General features: G+C 54.0%; 12 protein-coding genes. 2 read left to right on the top strand and 10 right to left on the bottom strand.

The window, feature by feature from the left end:
* Positions 1 to 252: 252 nt before the first annotated feature.
* The 5 genes from fcl to ACOVRA_RS02390 form a co-directional block, all read right to left on the bottom strand.
* Positions 253 to 1,197, bottom strand: a complete 945-nt coding sequence (fcl, locus tag ACOVRA_RS02410) for a GDP-L-fucose synthase (protein WP_421718901.1) — start codon at positions 1,195 to 1,197, stop codon at positions 253 to 255.
* 115 nt (positions 1,198 to 1,312) lie between these two features.
* Positions 1,313 to 2,074, bottom strand: coding sequence for a glycosyltransferase family 2 protein (locus ACOVRA_RS02405; protein WP_421718900.1), 762 nt, complete (start codon positions 2,072 to 2,074; stop codon positions 1,313 to 1,315).
* Positions 2,075 to 2,142: 68 nt separating this feature from the next.
* Positions 2,143 to 3,237: a GDP-mannose 4,6-dehydratase gene (gene gmd, locus ACOVRA_RS02400; protein WP_421718899.1), complete on the bottom strand. Its 1,095-nt coding sequence runs from the start codon at positions 3,235 to 3,237 to the stop codon at positions 2,143 to 2,145.
* A gap of 143 nt (positions 3,238 to 3,380) precedes the next feature.
* Positions 3,381 to 4,364, bottom strand: a complete 984-nt coding sequence (locus ACOVRA_RS02395; RefSeq protein WP_421718898.1) for a UDP-glucuronic acid decarboxylase family protein — start codon at positions 4,362 to 4,364, stop codon at positions 3,381 to 3,383.
* Positions 4,351 to 5,709, bottom strand: a complete 1,359-nt coding sequence (locus ACOVRA_RS02390) for a UDP-glucose dehydrogenase family protein (protein WP_421718897.1) — start codon at positions 5,707 to 5,709, stop codon at positions 4,351 to 4,353. Before ACOVRA_RS02390 ends, ACOVRA_RS02395 begins: the two co-directional genes overlap by 14 nt.
* Positions 5,710 to 6,013: 304 nt before the next feature.
* Here ACOVRA_RS02390 and ACOVRA_RS02385 point away from each other — a divergent pair, with 304 nt between their 5' ends.
* Positions 6,014 to 6,340 (top strand): hypothetical protein, encoded by a 327-nt coding sequence (locus tag ACOVRA_RS02385; RefSeq protein WP_298231060.1) that lies wholly within the window; start codon positions 6,014 to 6,016, stop codon positions 6,338 to 6,340.
* Between the two features lie 24 nt (positions 6,341 to 6,364).
* Here ACOVRA_RS02385 and ACOVRA_RS02380 read toward each other — a convergent pair whose 3' ends face one another.
* Positions 6,365 to 7,831, bottom strand: a complete 1,467-nt coding sequence (locus ACOVRA_RS02380) for a metallophosphoesterase (RefSeq protein WP_421718896.1) — start codon at positions 7,829 to 7,831, stop codon at positions 6,365 to 6,367.
* Between the two features lie 130 nt (positions 7,832 to 7,961).
* Positions 7,962 to 9,227, bottom strand: a complete 1,266-nt coding sequence (locus ACOVRA_RS02375; RefSeq protein ID WP_298231062.1) for a TCR/Tet family MFS transporter — start codon at positions 9,225 to 9,227, stop codon at positions 7,962 to 7,964.
* A 135-nt stretch (positions 9,228 to 9,362) separates the two neighbouring features.
* On the opposite strand from ACOVRA_RS02375, the gene ACOVRA_RS02370 reads away from it, so the two are divergent.
* Positions 9,363 to 10,724, top strand: a complete 1,362-nt coding sequence (locus tag ACOVRA_RS02370; protein ID WP_421718895.1) for a lytic murein transglycosylase — start codon at positions 9,363 to 9,365, stop codon at positions 10,722 to 10,724.
* A gap of 213 nt (positions 10,725 to 10,937) precedes the next feature.
* Here ACOVRA_RS02370 and ACOVRA_RS02365 read toward each other — a convergent pair whose 3' ends face one another.
* The 3 genes from ACOVRA_RS02365 to ahcY form a co-directional block, all read right to left on the bottom strand.
* A complete protein-coding gene (locus ACOVRA_RS02365) occupies positions 10,938 to 12,356 on the bottom strand; it encodes a DUF1501 domain-containing protein (RefSeq protein ID WP_421718894.1) in 1,419 nt (472 codons plus the stop codon).
* A 23-nt stretch (positions 12,357 to 12,379) separates the two neighbouring features.
* Positions 12,380 to 14,185: a DUF1800 family protein gene (locus ACOVRA_RS02360; protein WP_421718893.1), complete on the bottom strand. Its 1,806-nt coding sequence runs from the start codon at positions 14,183 to 14,185 to the stop codon at positions 12,380 to 12,382.
* A gap of 624 nt (positions 14,186 to 14,809) precedes the next feature.
* Positions 14,810 to 16,201 (bottom strand): adenosylhomocysteinase, encoded by a 1,392-nt coding sequence (ahcY, locus tag ACOVRA_RS02355; protein ID WP_421718892.1) that lies wholly within the window; start codon positions 16,199 to 16,201, stop codon positions 14,810 to 14,812.
* Positions 16,202 to 16,321: the final 120 nt, after the last annotated feature.

Below are 16,321 nucleotides of genomic sequence, written 5' to 3'. Positions count from 1 at the left end.
CCTCAGCATACAGCCCTTCCATCCTATCTAAACTCAACATCCGTCCCCTCATCCTCTCACACCTCTTCATACCCAACACACGCGATTATTGTAAAAGTCAGGTATTTGGAGGCATTGCCATAGGCGCTGCATGACGAGAGCAGCAAAGATTATGCCACTCTAAACTCAATTAACTCATGGGTCTGCTGTGGACGCCTAATAGGGGTAATTTGCGTCACTTTTACATCAATGAATGCCAGATAAGTACTTGCTCTATTTTTCCGCAAACGCCGCCGCGTAGGTTTGGTTCAAGCCATCGCGCAGGGATCGTGCGTGGTTCCAACCCAAACCATGCAGTTTTGAGACATCGGAAAGCTTCCGAGGTGTGCCGTCCGGTTTTGATACATCAAACCGCAACGCACCTTGATAACCGACAGTTTCGCAGACAAGTTCGGCTAGCTCTTTTATCGTCACTTCCGCGCCAGAGCCAACATTGACATGCTCTTCGTCGCTATACATCTTGGCAAGATGAACCACTGCGTCGGCCAAATCATCTACATGAAGAAACTCACGCCGCGGGCTGCCGCTGCCCCAGACGACAAGCTCCGAAGCGCCGCGCAATTTTGCTTCATGCGCCTTTCGCAAAAGGGCTGGCAAGACATGACTTGATTCCAAGTCATAATTGTCACCTGGGCCATAGAGATTGGTCGGTTGAGCGGCAATGAAATCGCAGCCATATTGGCGGCGATAGGCCTGACAAAGCTTGATCCCCGCGATCTTGGCGATCGCATACCACTCATTAGTGGGCTCTAACGGCCCTGTGAGGAGGGCACTCTCCGGGATCGGTTGCGGGGCCATCTTGGGATAAATGCACGTAGAGCCAAGGAAGATCAGCTTTTTCACGCCGACCTGATAAGCCGCATGGATGATGTTGGCTTCAATCATCATATTTTCATAGAGAAATTCGGCCGGCCGGGTGTTGTTAGCTTGGATCCCACCAACTTTAGCTGCGGCTAAGAAAATACAGTCGGGCTTTTCTGCTTCTAACCAAGTCTCGACAGCATTCTGCCGGACAAGGTCCACTTGATCGCGACCAATTGTGACGAGATTGCACCCTTCAGAACCTAAGCGTCGCATCAATGCGCCGCCGACCATACCGCGATGCCCAGCAACCCAGACTTTCTTGCCGTTCAAATCAAAGACTGGAGATGGTTTCATGGGGTCCTCAGATTGCGTGTTATCATGTGATTGACATGCGGTTATGGAATGGCCGTCGGACTATCGCTCAGAAATTGAGTCGAAGTGGTCCAGCCATAGCGGCCAGTTTGCCGTCTCACAGGCTTGTAGGCTTTGCTGCTAAGAATTGGCCAACTTTGCGCAGCGGCTTGGCAAACAAAGCATAGTCAATCAATCCGACTTTGAGCCATTTCTGTCGCGCACGCAAGGCTTCGAGATTATGGTGCAAATAGGAGGCAAGACCAGATGTGCTGCGCCCTCCTTGCTGCATATCAATCAGAACTTCCTCAATGAGATGTGTGCTGAACCCATGCACCTCGAGGGCGCGCAGCATCCAGTCATAATCAGAGGAAGTCTCTAGCGCCAAGTCAAAGAGCCCCACTTTCTCCACTACATGCCGCTGCGCATAGAAGGTGGGGTGCCCAGGCATCCAGCCTGCTTTGAAGCCTTGTTTTGGCCGTGGCTGCCCGCGCCATCTCCGGGAGACGGTTTTGCTGTCATGATCGGTGACGAAATTGAGGTGGCCGTGGACAGTATCCGCCTGCATCAGGCCGCGACTGATCGCTTCCAAGCTGAAAGGCGTGTGATAGGTATCATCTGAATTGAGTACCCCGAGCGCGTCACCTGACGCCAGCTGGAACCCCTTGTTCAAAGCATCATACATGCCGTTATCGGGCTCGGAAATCCAAGTTATATTCGCTTGTGGGTAGGATTTGACAATTTCCATTGTCTCATCGCGAGAGCCACCATCTACAATTACCAACTCTTTTGGCCCATAATTCTGGGCAAAAAAGCTGTCCATCGTGTGGCGCACCGTGGCAGCGGAATTCCACGTCACCATGACTACTGAAATCAACATGGGATCGATCTCCATACACAGCCGATCAAATTGGCCTGACAGGTCGGGCGCCTTCCGCGCCCCGCGGGTCAACGGGCGACGTTGCCAAAGTCCTCATCGAGCCGGCGATGCGAGGCTTCACGAGCAACCAAACCGAAATCGCTTTTGACCATTTCTGTGACCATTTGCGCAAAGCTGGTCTGTGGGGCCCAGCCCAACAAGCGCTTGGCCTTGGCCGCATCGCCCAAAAGCAAGTCGACTTCTGTAGGGCGGAAGTAACGTGGATCGACAGCAACCAAAGTCTTGCCGGTCTTCACATCGCGGCCAATTTCCTCGACGCCTGAGCCTTCCCAAGCGACTTCAATGCCAACTTCTTTGAAAGCCAAATTCACAAACTCGCGCACCGAGCGCTTTTCACCCGTTGCCAAGACGAAATCATCCCCGACTTCGTGTTGAACAATGCGCCACATGCCTTCGACATAATCGCGTGCATGCCCCCAATCGCGCTCAGCATCGAGATTGCCCAAGTATAAGCGTTCTTGCAGGCCTTGGGCGATTGCCGCTACGGCGCGGGTGATTTTGCGCGTTACGAAGGTTTCACCCCGCAGTGGGCTCTCATGGTTGAATAAGATGCCATTAGACGCGTGAATGCCATAGGCTTCGCGATAATTGACGGTGATCCAATAGGCATAGAGCTTGGCCACACCATAGGGCGAGCGTGGATAGAAAGGGGTCGTTTCGCTTTGCGGAACGGCTTGGACCAGGCCATAAAGCTCAGAGGTCGAGGCTTGATAGAAGCGCGTGGCTTTTTCCATTCCGAGAATGCGGATGGCTTCGAGTAAGCGCAACGTGCCAACTGCGTCGGCATTGGCAGTGTATTCGGGAGTCTCAAAACTGACTTGCACATGGCTCTGTGCCGCCAGATTATAGATTTCGTCAGGCTGAACTTCTTGGACGATGCGGATCAAATTCGTTGAATCCGTCATGTCGCCATAATGCAGTTTCAGGCGAATATCTTCTTCATGAGGATCTTGGTAGATTTGATCAATCCGAGCGGTATTAAAGGACGACGAGCGCCGTTTCAGGCCATGGACTTCATAGCCTTTACCCAACAATAATTCGGCCAAATAGGCGCCGTCTTGGCCGGTAATACCGGTGATTAGAGCTCTTTTACGCACTGACATCGTTTTTACTCACATGTTGGTCTTGTTGATCGCGTCGCTGCCGGGTTCGAGGCCTGCAGCGTGGACCATTTAAGTTTGGTTTAGAGCCGCCGCCGCGTCCTTTGAGGACCGAGCGGCAGATCCAGCGGGCCTTTGACCAAATGCTACTCGGAGGCTGCCACGGCAGGGCTGCGATCATTTTCTTTTAGCAACTGATCGAAATAGGCGATTGTTTTGCCCAAGCCTTCGCGCAAATGGACTTTTGGCTCCCAGCCGAGTTGAGCTTTTGCTTTCTCGATAACTGGGCGGCGCTGCTTTGGATCGTCCTGTGGCAAGGGGAATTCCACGATGCGCGATCTCGAGCCGGTCAGTTCAATCACCAGTTCTGCCAATTGGCGAATGGTGAACTCACCAGGATTGCCCAGATTGATCGGACCAATGACGTCATCACCTGTCGCCATCAGTTTCATGAAGCCGGCAACCAAATCGTCGACATAGCAGAAGGAACGGGTCTGCTCGCCAGCTCCATAAACCGAGATGTCTTGGTTCTGCAGCGCTTGGACGATGAAGTTGGACACCACGCGGCCATCATTGGGATGCATGCGGGGGCCATAGGTGTTGAAAATACGCGCAACCTTGATGCGCACCTTGTGCTGCCGGTTATAGTCAAAGAATAGGGTCTCGGCGCAACGCTTGCCCTCATCATAGCAAGAGCGCGGACCAATTGGGTTCACATTGCCCCAATATTCCTCGGGCTGTGGGTGGACGCTTGGGTCCCCATAGACTTCTGATGTGGAGGCCTGGAAGATTTTAGCCCGAACACGCTTGGCCAAACCCAACATATTGATTGCGCCATGCACGCTGGTTTTGGTCGTCTGCACAGGGTCATGCTGGTAGTGGATCGGCGAAGCCGGGCACGCGAGATTGTAGATCTCATCGACCTCAACAAACAGCGGGAAACAGACGTCGTGACGCACCAATTCAAAGCGCTTATGACCAATCAAATGCTCTACGTTCCGACGGGTGCCGGTAAAGAAGTTATCCACACAGATAACTTCTGCACCGCTTTCCAAAAGACGCTCACACAGATGCGAACCTAAAAAGCCTGCTCCGCCAGTGACCAGAACGCGTTTATTAGCATGATACATCGTGTAGATCCTTAATGTTTGAAATCTGGCGGGAGTTCTGCGGCCTTCCTACACCAAAATAGCGAATTCCGTATCTGTTCATTTCAGCAATGCTGAACATGTTCCTCAAGTCGACTACAATTGGAGCAGAAAGCATCATTTTTAACTTGCCGAGTTCAATCGTTTTAAACTCGTCCCATTCGGTAAGGATTACTAACGCGTCAGCACCTTGAATGGCGTCAGTGGCACTGGTCGCATAGTCAATGTTTCGGAAGTGGCGCTGTGCCTCGTGCATGCCCTCAGGATCAAAGGCCCGAATTCGCGCGCCTTCAGCTTGTAGTGCGGGAATGATGTCGAGAGATGGCGCGTCGCGCATATCATCCGTATTGGGCTTAAAAGTCAGCCCCAGAACGGCGATGGTCTTGCCTTGCACAACACCGCCCATGGCTTGGACGATCTTATCCGCCATAGCCTGTTTACGGGCGTCATTGATGCGAACCGTCGCCTCGATCAGTTCAACAGGTGCGCCTGCCTCGCGGGCAGTCCGCATTAGAGCCAGCGTGTCTTTTGGGAAGCAGGAGCCGCCATAACCAGGGCCTGCCTGCAAAAAGCGCTTGCCGATTCGCTCGTCCAAACCAATGCCCAAGGAAACTTCTTGAACATCGGCTTCAACCCGCTCACACAAGTTGGCGATTTCGTTGATGAACGTGATCTTCATCGCCAAGAACGCGTTGGCGGCATATTTGGTCAGCTCTGACGTGCGGCGTGAGGTAAACAGGATTGGCGTTTCCTGTGCCATAAGCGGACGATACAGATCCAGCATGATCTGGCGCGCGCGTGGGTCATCGGCACCGCCGATCACAACACGATCTGGTTCTTGGAAGTCGCGGATGGCCGCGCCTTCGCGCAAGAATTCGGGATTTGAAACCACGGTAAATTGCGCATCAGGTCGCCGCTTGCGAATAATCGCCTCGACCGCATCACCCGTCCCAACCGGGACTGTCGACTTTGTCACGATGACGGTGAAACCTTCGATTAAGTCCGCAATCTCTGCTGCTGCTGCATAGACATAGGATAAGTCCGCATGGCCATCAGTAGCGCGTGCAGGTGTGCCAACGCCAATGAATACGGCATCAGAGTTTGAGATTGCTTGTGACGCGTCGACGGTAAAGCGCAGTCGGTCTGCCTCAACGTTGCGCGCGACCAAATGATCGAGCCTAGGTTCAAAAATAGGCATGACACCTCGGTTAAGCTGATCGATCTTCGTTGAATCCTTGTCAACGCAAGTCACATCGTGACCAAAGTCTGCGAAACAGGCACCTGAAACTAGGCCTACATAGCCCGAACCAATCATCGTAACGCGCATCTACTCAACCTATAACAAAACCGGACACCTCGGCAGGCATTGAGCCTGAGTGTGAGGTAACCGATGCAATTTTTGACCGCCACAATGTCCTGAAAAGTGACGTCTACCGTATCAGAAGCAATTTCAGTGCCAGCTATTTACCTGATGTTTGCGACAAGATTTATGCATTTAAACTGACAGGCTTTTGGCTAGCTGAACTCTTGGCGCGGCCGTTATTCATGAATGTCTCAAATTTATCTAATCGGCTTAAGTGCGCGGAAATACGCGCGGGTTATAGACCATTGCCTAGGGGAGATGGTTGGGGATGGCCAAGGCAAAACCAAAGAGTCTGCGCGACGCGTCAGAGGCTCAAGCAATTAATTTGGAATCAGTCCATAACCAAGTGGAAACACAGGTGCAGGACGCGGTTCTGGTAACGGCTGAAAATTCTGCACGCTTTAAGCGAGACCCCGCTCATGTTCCTTCGCCCGTGCAATCCATTCAAGAGCGGTTGGAAATGGAGTTTGCGGCGCAAATCCATGAAGATGACGACTCCATGAGGGATTTGCGCCCCATTGGCTTTGCCATTGCTGTGGTCTTCTCGCTCATCGCGTGGACCTTGATTATCCAAGTTGTCCGAATCGGATTTTAGGCCCACTTGGCCCAAAGGACCTCGTTATTGGGGGTCTTTGAAGTCGCGATAGGGAAAATTAGGGCCATAGGTGCGCTGCTCCATGGTCGCAACCGGACCCTTGGTCACCTGCTTTTTGCCCGCGGCGTCCTTGCTCATATCAAAGCTGTCATAGAGTTCGCCGGTCGCGGCATAGGCGCGGTACTGAAGGGCACCACCATTGATCTCGATGGTTTGGAAGAATTGTGTGCCTTCGCCAAACCGATCCAGTCTTACGCCTGACGGTGCGTATTCGTCCCATCTTGAGGATTTGAACTTGTATTGCTTCGGTCCTGAAACCGAATTGACAAACATCATCGCAACATCTTCTGCACCACCAACAACCGAGCGCTCGGGTCGCTGTGGATCGGTTTCGGCAATCGTGCCACGCGCATAGGTATGGTCATGGCCTTGTAGGATCAAATCGACTTTATGTTTGGCAAAGATCGGCAAGAGGAGATTGCGCCGCGAGAGATTGTCGCGCCCTTCGCCTGAGGAGAAAATCGGATGGTGCATGGTCACAATGCGCCATTTGGCTTTGGATTGGGACAGGGCCTGATCCAGCCAAGAAGCTTGGGCGGCCAAATCTTCTGAGGTCGTGTCCAGCACGAAGATGTCGAGGTCTGGGCCGTAGGCGACCTTATACACCGTCTCGCGCAAAGTCGCGGGCAGGCTCTCTACCGAGCTTAGACGGAATTGCGGCCGCCACAGAGCAGACAAAAGCCGCCGTTGCGCCGGAATAATGCCAAAGCTGTCATACTCATGGTTTCCCGAAACCGGGATGGCGGGGATCATGCCATGGATAAAGCCGACGGCCTTAAACCATTCTGCCCATTCGATATCGCGTGAGCCGCGATTGACCAAGTCACCGGCGTGAATGATGAAGCGCGCATCTGGCATTTTTTGATAGCCGGCACGGATCAGGCGCGACCAATGCGAGAGAACGCCATTTTGCGCGTCGCCGACGTAGAGAAACTTGATGGGTCCAGATTTAGGCGCGGTGCGGACTTGGAACCACTCACTCCACTTGCCGTCCCCACCGCCAACGCGATAGGCGTAAAGTGTGTCAGGCTCTAGCCCGTCAAAATTGATGGAATGATAGGTGACGGGTGCCAGACCTGCATTCCACGTCATCTTCAACTCTTGCCCAGCGGTTTTAATGGTCTCAAGGTCGAGGGGCTCAGAGTCCGCCGCTTTGCGTGTAGCACCCAGATCAAAACGGGCATCGGGTGTCGCGCGCACGATTTCAGCGACCGCTTGGGTGACTCTGGCATCGGTCCGCCAAGTCACCGCGAAACTGGTTGTCGGGTCGGTTTCAAATGTCGTGATGATGCGGTCGGGCCAAGCTGAGGCTTGCTGCCACGGGGCGAGGGTCGGTGTCGCAGCTGCATGGTTTGGATGGGCGAGCGCCGGGGTCGCAAGGCTCACTAGGGCCAAAAGACTGGCTGCCACTAAACTACGCTGTCCCATCATGTACTCCCTTGACGGCTTGTTCGCTCAATTCGCCCTCTTGCTAGGACGTTCCCATGACGGGCCTGTGACGATGGTAGCTTGCTTTGCCAAACCTGTTGTAACCTTTATGTGAGGCATGCCTTCTGTCACCTTACTGGGGCTTGCCGCTGCCAGGGCTGCGGCGGACGGCAAAGATTGCGATTATCAAGGCAGTGGCAAGAAACAGGGAAGCCGTCAGGAAAGGTGCCCCCGGCAAGTCGAGGCCGCCGGGCAATTGCTTGGCCACGCCCAGTGCGAACAGGCTTGTATAAAGGGTCGGCGCAAAAATCCCCATCATGGACATGAGAGACGCAAGGCCTCCCTGCAACTGGCCCTGCGCGCTGGCTGAGACCCGCTGCGTCATCAAGCTTTGAACCGAAGGGTTGAAAAGCGCCCACAGTGTCATGACGGGCATGGAGCACCAAAACAGAATGGGTGTCGGGGCCAAACCATAGAGAGCAAAGCCACTCATCCCGAAGAAGAGCGCAATCATCAGAGAGCGCCGCTCACCCAAGCGTCCGACCACTCGTTGAACGATGAAGAGCTGGGCTAAGATCATGAGCGTTGAGGAGGCAGCCATCGTCGCACCGGTCGTGATGGTGTCAAAATGATAGCGATGTTCTGCATACAGAACAAAGCTTGAGGGAAACACATTCTGCGCCAACGCAAACAGGCCATACACGGGGATCAGAGCGTAGAGCATGGGCTGGCCCTTAAACACGGCCAAGGCCCCAATCGGATTGGCCTTACGCCATTTAAATGGGCTGCGATTCTCCAGCTTGTGGGATTCGGGCAAAACAAAATAGCCATATGCCGCATTGAGGAAGCAGAGGCCGCCCGCAACATAAAGCGGCAAGCGGACATCAATCGCCCCTAGCAGGCCACCCATGGCAGGGCCAAAAGTAAAGCCGACGCCAAACGCCGCACCCAACATCCCAAATGCCTTGGCCCGCCCTGCAGGAGGCGTCACATCGGCCACATAGGCATTCGCGGCGGAGATATTGCCAGCCGTTGCCCCTGAAATCACGCGCGCGGCTAAAAAGGCCAAGAAAGTTGGCGCTAAGGCAGTGGCGAAATAGGAAACACCCAAGCCGACACAGGACAAAAGAATGATGGGTCTGCGTCCATATTGGTCTGACAGCGCGCCCAGAATGGGCGACATGAAAAACTGCAGGGTGGCCCACATGGTCATGGACCAGCCAAAGGCGTGGGCGGCGCTCGTCACGTCTGAGAAATAGGTTTCAACCAGCCTTGGCATGATTGGCACAATGAGGCCGATGGACAGCATATCGAGCACAACGGTCGCCAGAATAAAGATCATGGCACCGGGCCGGGCAGCAGGTGGCGTTGCCGCCGCTTGGCTTGATTGGTCTGTCACAGGCGCCCCGGTTTCTCGATCACTCAAATGTTATCCGCTTTACTTAGAAGGTTATCAAGGCAGTGGACAGGGCAGAATGGCACTTCGCGCATCTTGTTCATTGCGGCTTCACCCGCAGCATCTTACACTGACCGCATGATGGCCCGAACCTTCAGCTTGGCAGCTTTAGCTGTTGCAACCTCGACCTTGGCTGGCGCGCAAGAGCCGTTGGCCTATGTGCCGCCGCCCTTTACCTCCTCTGGCTCAGCTGAATTTGACGCGTGGCGCAGCGATTTTGCTACCCGCGCCGTCTTGGTCAACAAGAAGCAGCCCGCCATTGTCGACGCGACTTTGGCCAATATCGCGCCAAACAGCGATGTGAAGCGGCTGAATGAAAGCCAACCCGAATTTGTCCGCCCGATCTGGGCCTATATGGCTGGGGCCGTATCCCAGAACCGGATTGAGCAGGGGCGCGCCGCCTATACAGCGCGCAAAGACGCCTTGGCCCCCATTGTTCAAAGCACGGGCGTACCTGTGGAATTTGCCATCGCCATTTGGGGCGTCGAAAGCAGCTTCGGTGGCAATAAGGGCTCGTCCGACGTCGTCCGCTCCCTTGCCACTTTGGCCTATACAGGCCGGCGGACCGCTCTAGGTGAAGCCGAATTGTTGGCGGTATTTGACATTCTAGAGCGCGGCGAAGCCTCGCGCGGCGATCTGATTGGCTCGTGGGCTGGCGCGATGGGGCACACCCAATTCATGCCGAGTTCTTTCCTCAGTCGCGCGATCGACGGCGACGGCGATGGCAAGCGCGACATTTGGTCTAACCCTGTTGACGCTTTGGCCTCTACGCAAAACTATCTGGCGCGCGCTGGATGGCAGGCTGGTGAGCGTTGGGGTGTCGAAGCCAACGTGCCAGAAGGTTTTGACTGGAGCTTAGCAGACGGCGTCCGACGGCCTCTGTCATTCTGGAAGGCCTTGGGCATCACGCCAATTGCTACCGATCAAATGGCTCCGGCAGATGATGACAATTGGCAAGTGCGCCTGTTGGCCCCTGCCGGCGCACGCGGAACGGCTTTTTTGGTTGGCGTGAATTATGGGGCGATCCGGGCCTATAATGCGGCTGACGCTTATGCCTTGTCGGTAGCGCTTCTGGCCGATCAAATCGCGGGCAGGGGCCGAATGCCAACCCGCTGGCCGACCGACGATCCACCCATTGGTCGAGCAGGGGCAACTGAGTTACAAAATTTGCTTAATGGTCTGGGTTTTGATGTCGGCACTCCCGATGGCCAAGCAGGCCCACGCACGCGGGCGGCGTTGCAAGCCTATCAGAAGAGCCGTGGGAAAACTGCCGATGGCTATGCCTCAGTCAGCGCCTTGGCCGCCATCCGCGCCGAAGTGCAAGCCAGCCAACCCGCCGCTGCTACACCTGTCGCCACCCCCAGCACCATCGTGCCACCACCGCCTTCAGCGACCGACCCCAATTACAAAGGTCCACCGCCCGTTAAGATGACTTGGTAGGGAAATTCTGACCGCTAGGAAAATCTGCTGACTGGCGCAAAAGCCCAAGCTGGGCCAATCTGGGCCAAGCACGGCAAAAGTCCAAAGGTTAGCTTATCATCACACTATGAAGTCTGAGCTTAGCGTTACTGAGCAGATAAGTGTTTGAGCAGAACCTGAGGTGAGCTGACCTGAGGCTTGCTTTAAGTTAGGGGCCCTTGGAACCGCTATGGACTACAAGAACGCCAGCTTCGTTGGGCTAAATCTATTCAGATTCGGGAAAATCTCGGGCAATACAGAATCTGGGACCCCCAACCAACTCGCCAAAGTCGCGCAATATTGTTGATTGCTGACTGTCGGGATCGCGACCGGCGAGTTGCCGATGTTGAGGATATCGTTTCCGTTGATCGCCATATCCATCAGCGATCCATAAATGTCCCCGCCTTTGACGGCACCGCCCACCACAAAGCTTGCCCCGCCCCAACCATGGTCGGTGCCGCTGCCATTTGATCGGATAGAGCGGCCAAATTCGGAAGTCGTGAAAAGCGTCACGTTGTTTCCAAGGCCCATGGCTGCCATGGTGTCGTAGAAATAGCCAATCGCCGCATCCATGCGGATAAAGTTCCGTCCATCCAAGTCGGCCACTTGATTGCCATGCGTGTCAAAGTTCCGCATGTTGATGAAGAAGACTTGGCGGTTGACGCGCAGAACATTGCGCGCGGAAATACATCGCGCGACGGTTCTAAGGGCGGCCGCAATGTCATTTTCAGCCCAAGCGGTGCGGAAGTTTGGCAAAGAAGTGTTGGTCGGTAGCGGTGCAAGATTGCGCGTTGCATTGAATGCGTCGTTGAGTTGACGATAAGATTCCATAATCCGGCGGTTCACTTGCGCATAATCTTGGCCCATTGCGGTGGGCAGGTTTTGGCGCTGCATCAAGGCATTTAATTCCGCAGCCGCCACTGTCGAACCAAAGACTGGACCGCTGAGTCCCGCTATATTCGACGCTTGACCGTTGATGTCTGCTTTAATGAGGTCAATTGTGCGGCCAGTACTGAAGGAATTATTAAGCGGCCCTACACCCATACTGGCGAACAAATTGTCCTGATTCATGGAACCAAGGACGTCCATGGCTAGCCCGCCCCAGCCATAGCGCGTACCATCGTCACCAAACGTATGAATCTGCGCATCGCCATTATTGTGCGACCCAGCAGCCGAGGGCAGGCGTGCTGTAAAGTTGGCGTATTCATTCTTCGTCGCTGGCGCATTCATGCCACCATGACCATAGACGATGGCCATCTTTCCTTGGTCGTAAATTTGGCGCATCCGAGGCAGCATAGGATGCAGGGCCGCCGTGCGACCACCCTGCGATGACCGCGTCGCCAATGACCTCAGATTGGCCCGGTTGGGCAAACTGATACCAGGGCGAAGGGCGCGGAGGGCCTCGTAATTGGTTGGATCTGACGGAAGGATGGCGTGAAGATGATCGAGACCGCCATCTAAATAGAGACAAACCAAAGCCTTGTAGTCGTTACCGGCCGCAGATGCATTCGACGCTGCCATTTGCAATGCGAGCGGTGAGAATCCACCCGCCAACGCGGCTCCACCTAAGAAGTGACGGCGGTTAATCCCTGTTGCGCTGAGGTCAATAGACATGACTTTGCTCGTTTCTTTTTATTCTAACGTTGGACACGATACTCGGGGGTCAACATCGTCAACATGATTGCGATTTTGATCCGATCAATACGATTTGCTTGAGTAACCCCTGGGATACTATTGATCGAGCGGATCAAAGCGGGCCGGAGGTCTGACCAATTGGCACCGGGGGCGAGCAGAAGGAGAACCTTATCCGCCAATTGCTCGGCATTTGTGCTTTCGGCCCAAAACTCGTTATAAGTAAAGCTATTTTGGATTTTTGCTGCATTGCCGCAACCGGTTCCTCCGCGTTGAAGCGTTTGCTGAAGGAAGCGAGACCAATCGAGCACACTAGTGGTGTCCGTAATTTGCATTTCGGGCGCGACCATATTTTGCGCTGCCACCTTACCCGATGGCTGGGCGAAAGTTGGTCGATAATAGTTAAAGACCGTAGCGGCATTGTAAGGACGTTCTAATTCTGTAACGAGGTTGAAATACACTCTGCAGCCCACGGACCCTGCCCAAACATTGCCCTTACCATCGCTTGCATTTAAAACGCGGTTAAGTTGCGCGATTGCCAGAATTGGCTCCCGTACTTTTCCGAACTCGGTAGACGATCCTATCGCCGGGGTTCGTGCCTCAGGATCTAAAAGAATCTGTTTGACGACAGCCTTAAAGTCACCACGTACGCCTTTGCCATTGTCCGCAAACGCCGCTGCGACACGGGCAACATAAGCCGGACTTGGGTTGCTTGTGGTGAAGCGTTGGATCAGCAATTTGCTAATGAAAGGTGCCGTGTTGGGGTGGTTTGCTAAGGTGTTGAGAGCGATGCCGATATTCTTACGTCCATTTGCTTGGCGAGCGATTGCATTCCAAGGAGAGATCGCCGGGATCGATACACCCAAGAAGGAGTGTTGGCGGGGTGAGGCATTCGGGAATACAGAGAGCTCACACCTTATCAGCAGCTTTGAATCATTTGTTGGAGGCAAAAGTCGTCCTGAATCGTCGCGACACGAGCCATAGCGATCGCCCCCACTTTGCATGTTGAGACCGGTAAACACATACGAAAGACCTGTAACGTCACTCTGCGAATAAGTTGGGATTCGTTGACCAGACGCGTCGAGCTTGAATGTCCCATTTGGGTTTAGCTGCCAAAGTCCTATAGAAAACAACTGCATGACTTCACGGGCATAGTTTTGGTCCGGAATACGGCCCTCATTGTCGGTATTTCCAAGGTAATCCAAAAACCGACCCATGACAGGGCTGAAAGTTACTCGCTCTAGCATCTCTCGGTAAGTACCAAATGCACCATCAGCATTTGTATCCATCCACAATACGATACTGCTGCCTACTTTTGAGCGGCTAACCACAAAAATTTGAGATAAGGCCCATGCAGTGCGAAGGCGTAATTGGTCTGGTTGACCCTTTGCCAAAGTGTACCAAGCTGCGCTTTCGCGGTCTGAATTCCCATCTGCAAAATCTACTGGGTTCGAGCGCGGGCCATCGGTCTCGAGCCATTTGGAGTAGGTTTGCCGGCGTGGAAGTGAGAACTGCTGGTCGATCCAGGCGGAATAGCCAATTGACATCAGGAGGTCGATATCAGCCCCAGTTGCCCCAAAGGTTGCTTGATTCAGAAAGCGGGCGGCTTCAACGCGGCTCACTGGTTTGTCAGCAATGAGTGGCGTTTGCGTTGCAGACAATGTGGAAGGGGTCGCCTGAGTGTTTTGGGCGGCGGCGGAAGTGCTCAACCCGGCATCGAGAACTGGCGCGACGATTTCAGATTCACAGCTTGCAGTAAGGATGGTGGCGGCCACCAAAGCACATAAGGTCATTCGCTTGCGATTTGTCATTTTTATTGCCTAACCCACTTGGCTTTCTTGGATTCACCATACCAAAGCAGTGATACCGATTGCCTAATCTTCATGGTTAAATCGCGGTAAAAGGCGATGTGCTGGCCAATGGTGGCAAAGGTTCGGCAGAGAGATTGATTATTTATCTTTTTAAATCAGTAATTTGGGTCTTGAAGTTTCCCGTTGTGACTAACGGAATCGGCCTTGTTTACTTTGGCAGGTCGGCTGCTACGTCGGCATGTCACGATCGTTTTCTGCGGTACCAACACGAAGATGTCTGGCGAAAGCCAGGGCAACTAAGGTCTGAACTAACCTCGGCTGAGTAGTGATGAATGGGTGCTTTTGGTCGACTTTATTAGCCGCTTGCCCCGCTCTCATTGGTACAAGTTTTATGGGGCAAGGCCGTTTCGCGCCGTGTCAATTGATAAGCTTGGCACCGAGCTCTTAAGCGGAGATTGCCATTAGGAATCGAGCTTGGTGCAAGCAAACCAATGCCGCCGGTCAAGATGACGTGGTAGGCTAAGCCCCGCGCAAAAGAAAACGGCGACGCAGAAAACTGCGCCGCCGTTTTGCAATCCCCCGATTGCCCCATGATCTGTGCCGGACCTTGGTCCGGGCACAGGATCAATAGCGATAGGTGTCTGGCTTGAATGGGCCGGACTCTGGAACGCTGATATATTCGGATTGGACCTTGGTCAGTTTCGTCAGTTTGGCACCAACTTTTTCGAGGTGCAACATGGCGACCTTTTCGTCGAGGTGCTTTGGCAACACATAGACTTGGTTCTCATACTTATCGCGGTTGGTGTGCAACTCGATTTGAGCCAAGGTTTGGTTGGTGAAAGAAGCCGACATCACGAAGCTGGGGTGACCCGTGCCATTGCCCAAATTGACCAAGCGGCCTTCGGACAAGACGATGATGCGCTTGCCGTCTGGGAATTCGACTTCGTCCACCTGTGGCTTTACGTTGTGCCACTTGTAGTTACGCAGTGCGGCAACTTGGATTTCGCTGTCGAAGTGGCCGATGTTGCAGACGATGGCGCGATCTTTCATCGCACGCATGTGGTCGAGTGTCAGAACGTCGAGGTTGCCAGTCGCGGTGACGAAAATGTCTGCACGAGGTGCTGCATCTTCCATGGTGACGACTTCATAGCCTTCCATGGCGGCTTGCAGCGCGCAGATGGGGTCGATTTCGGAAATCATCACGCGGCAGCCTGCGTTGCGCAACGATGCGGCAGAGCCTTTGCCCACGTCGCCAAAGCCAGCAACCATCGCAACTTTACCAGCCATCATGACGTCGGTGCCGCGACGGATACCGTCGACCAGCGATTCCTTACAGCCATAGAGGTTGTCGAACTTCGACTTGGTCACGCTGTCGTTCACATTGATGCCTGGGAATGGCAAATCGCCACGCTCAGCCATTTGATACAGACGGTGCACGCCGGTGGTGGTTTCTTCCGACACGCCCTTGATGGCATCGCGGATCGCCGAATAGAAGCCTGGCTTTTCGACCAAATAGCGCTTCATCACAGCATAGAGCGCTTCTTCTTCTTCGTTTTGTGGGTTGTTCAAGATGCTGGGGTCTTTTTCAGCCTTCGGGCCCAAGACGCACAACAAGGTTGCATCGCCACCATCGTCCAAGATCAGGTTTGGATAGCCGCCATCGGACCATTCAAAGATCTTGTGGACATAGTCCCAATATTCCAGAAGCGTTTCGCCCTTAACGGCGAAAACAGGCACGCCAGCGGCGGCAATCGCGGCGGCGGCTTGGTCTTGGGTCGAGTAGATGTTGCACGAGGACCAGCGGACGTCGGCACCCAAAGCGGTCAAGGTTTCGATCAAGACGCCGGTTTGGATCGTCATGTGCAAGCAGCCAGCGATGCGGGCGCCTTTCAAAACCTTGCCTGGGCCGAATTCGGCGCGTGTTGCCATCAGGCCGGGCATTTCGGTTTCAGCAATTGCCAATTCCTTGCGGCCCCAGTCAGCCAAGCCGATGTCGGCCACGATATAGTCAGTCATGAAGAGTCCTCGAAGAGTCGATGCCTGCGCCAGCGACCTTCGCGCACAGGGCCTAAGAAGGCGGCTTCTAACCGAGGCTTCGACAAAAGGCAAGGAAAGATATAAACATGTCTTTATATG

Source organism: Aquidulcibacter sp., assembly GCF_049239865.1.
Taxonomy (GTDB): Bacteria; Pseudomonadota; Alphaproteobacteria; order Caulobacterales; family Aquidulcibacteraceae; genus Aquidulcibacter.
This window is presented reverse-complemented; position numbering and strand designations above follow the sequence as displayed.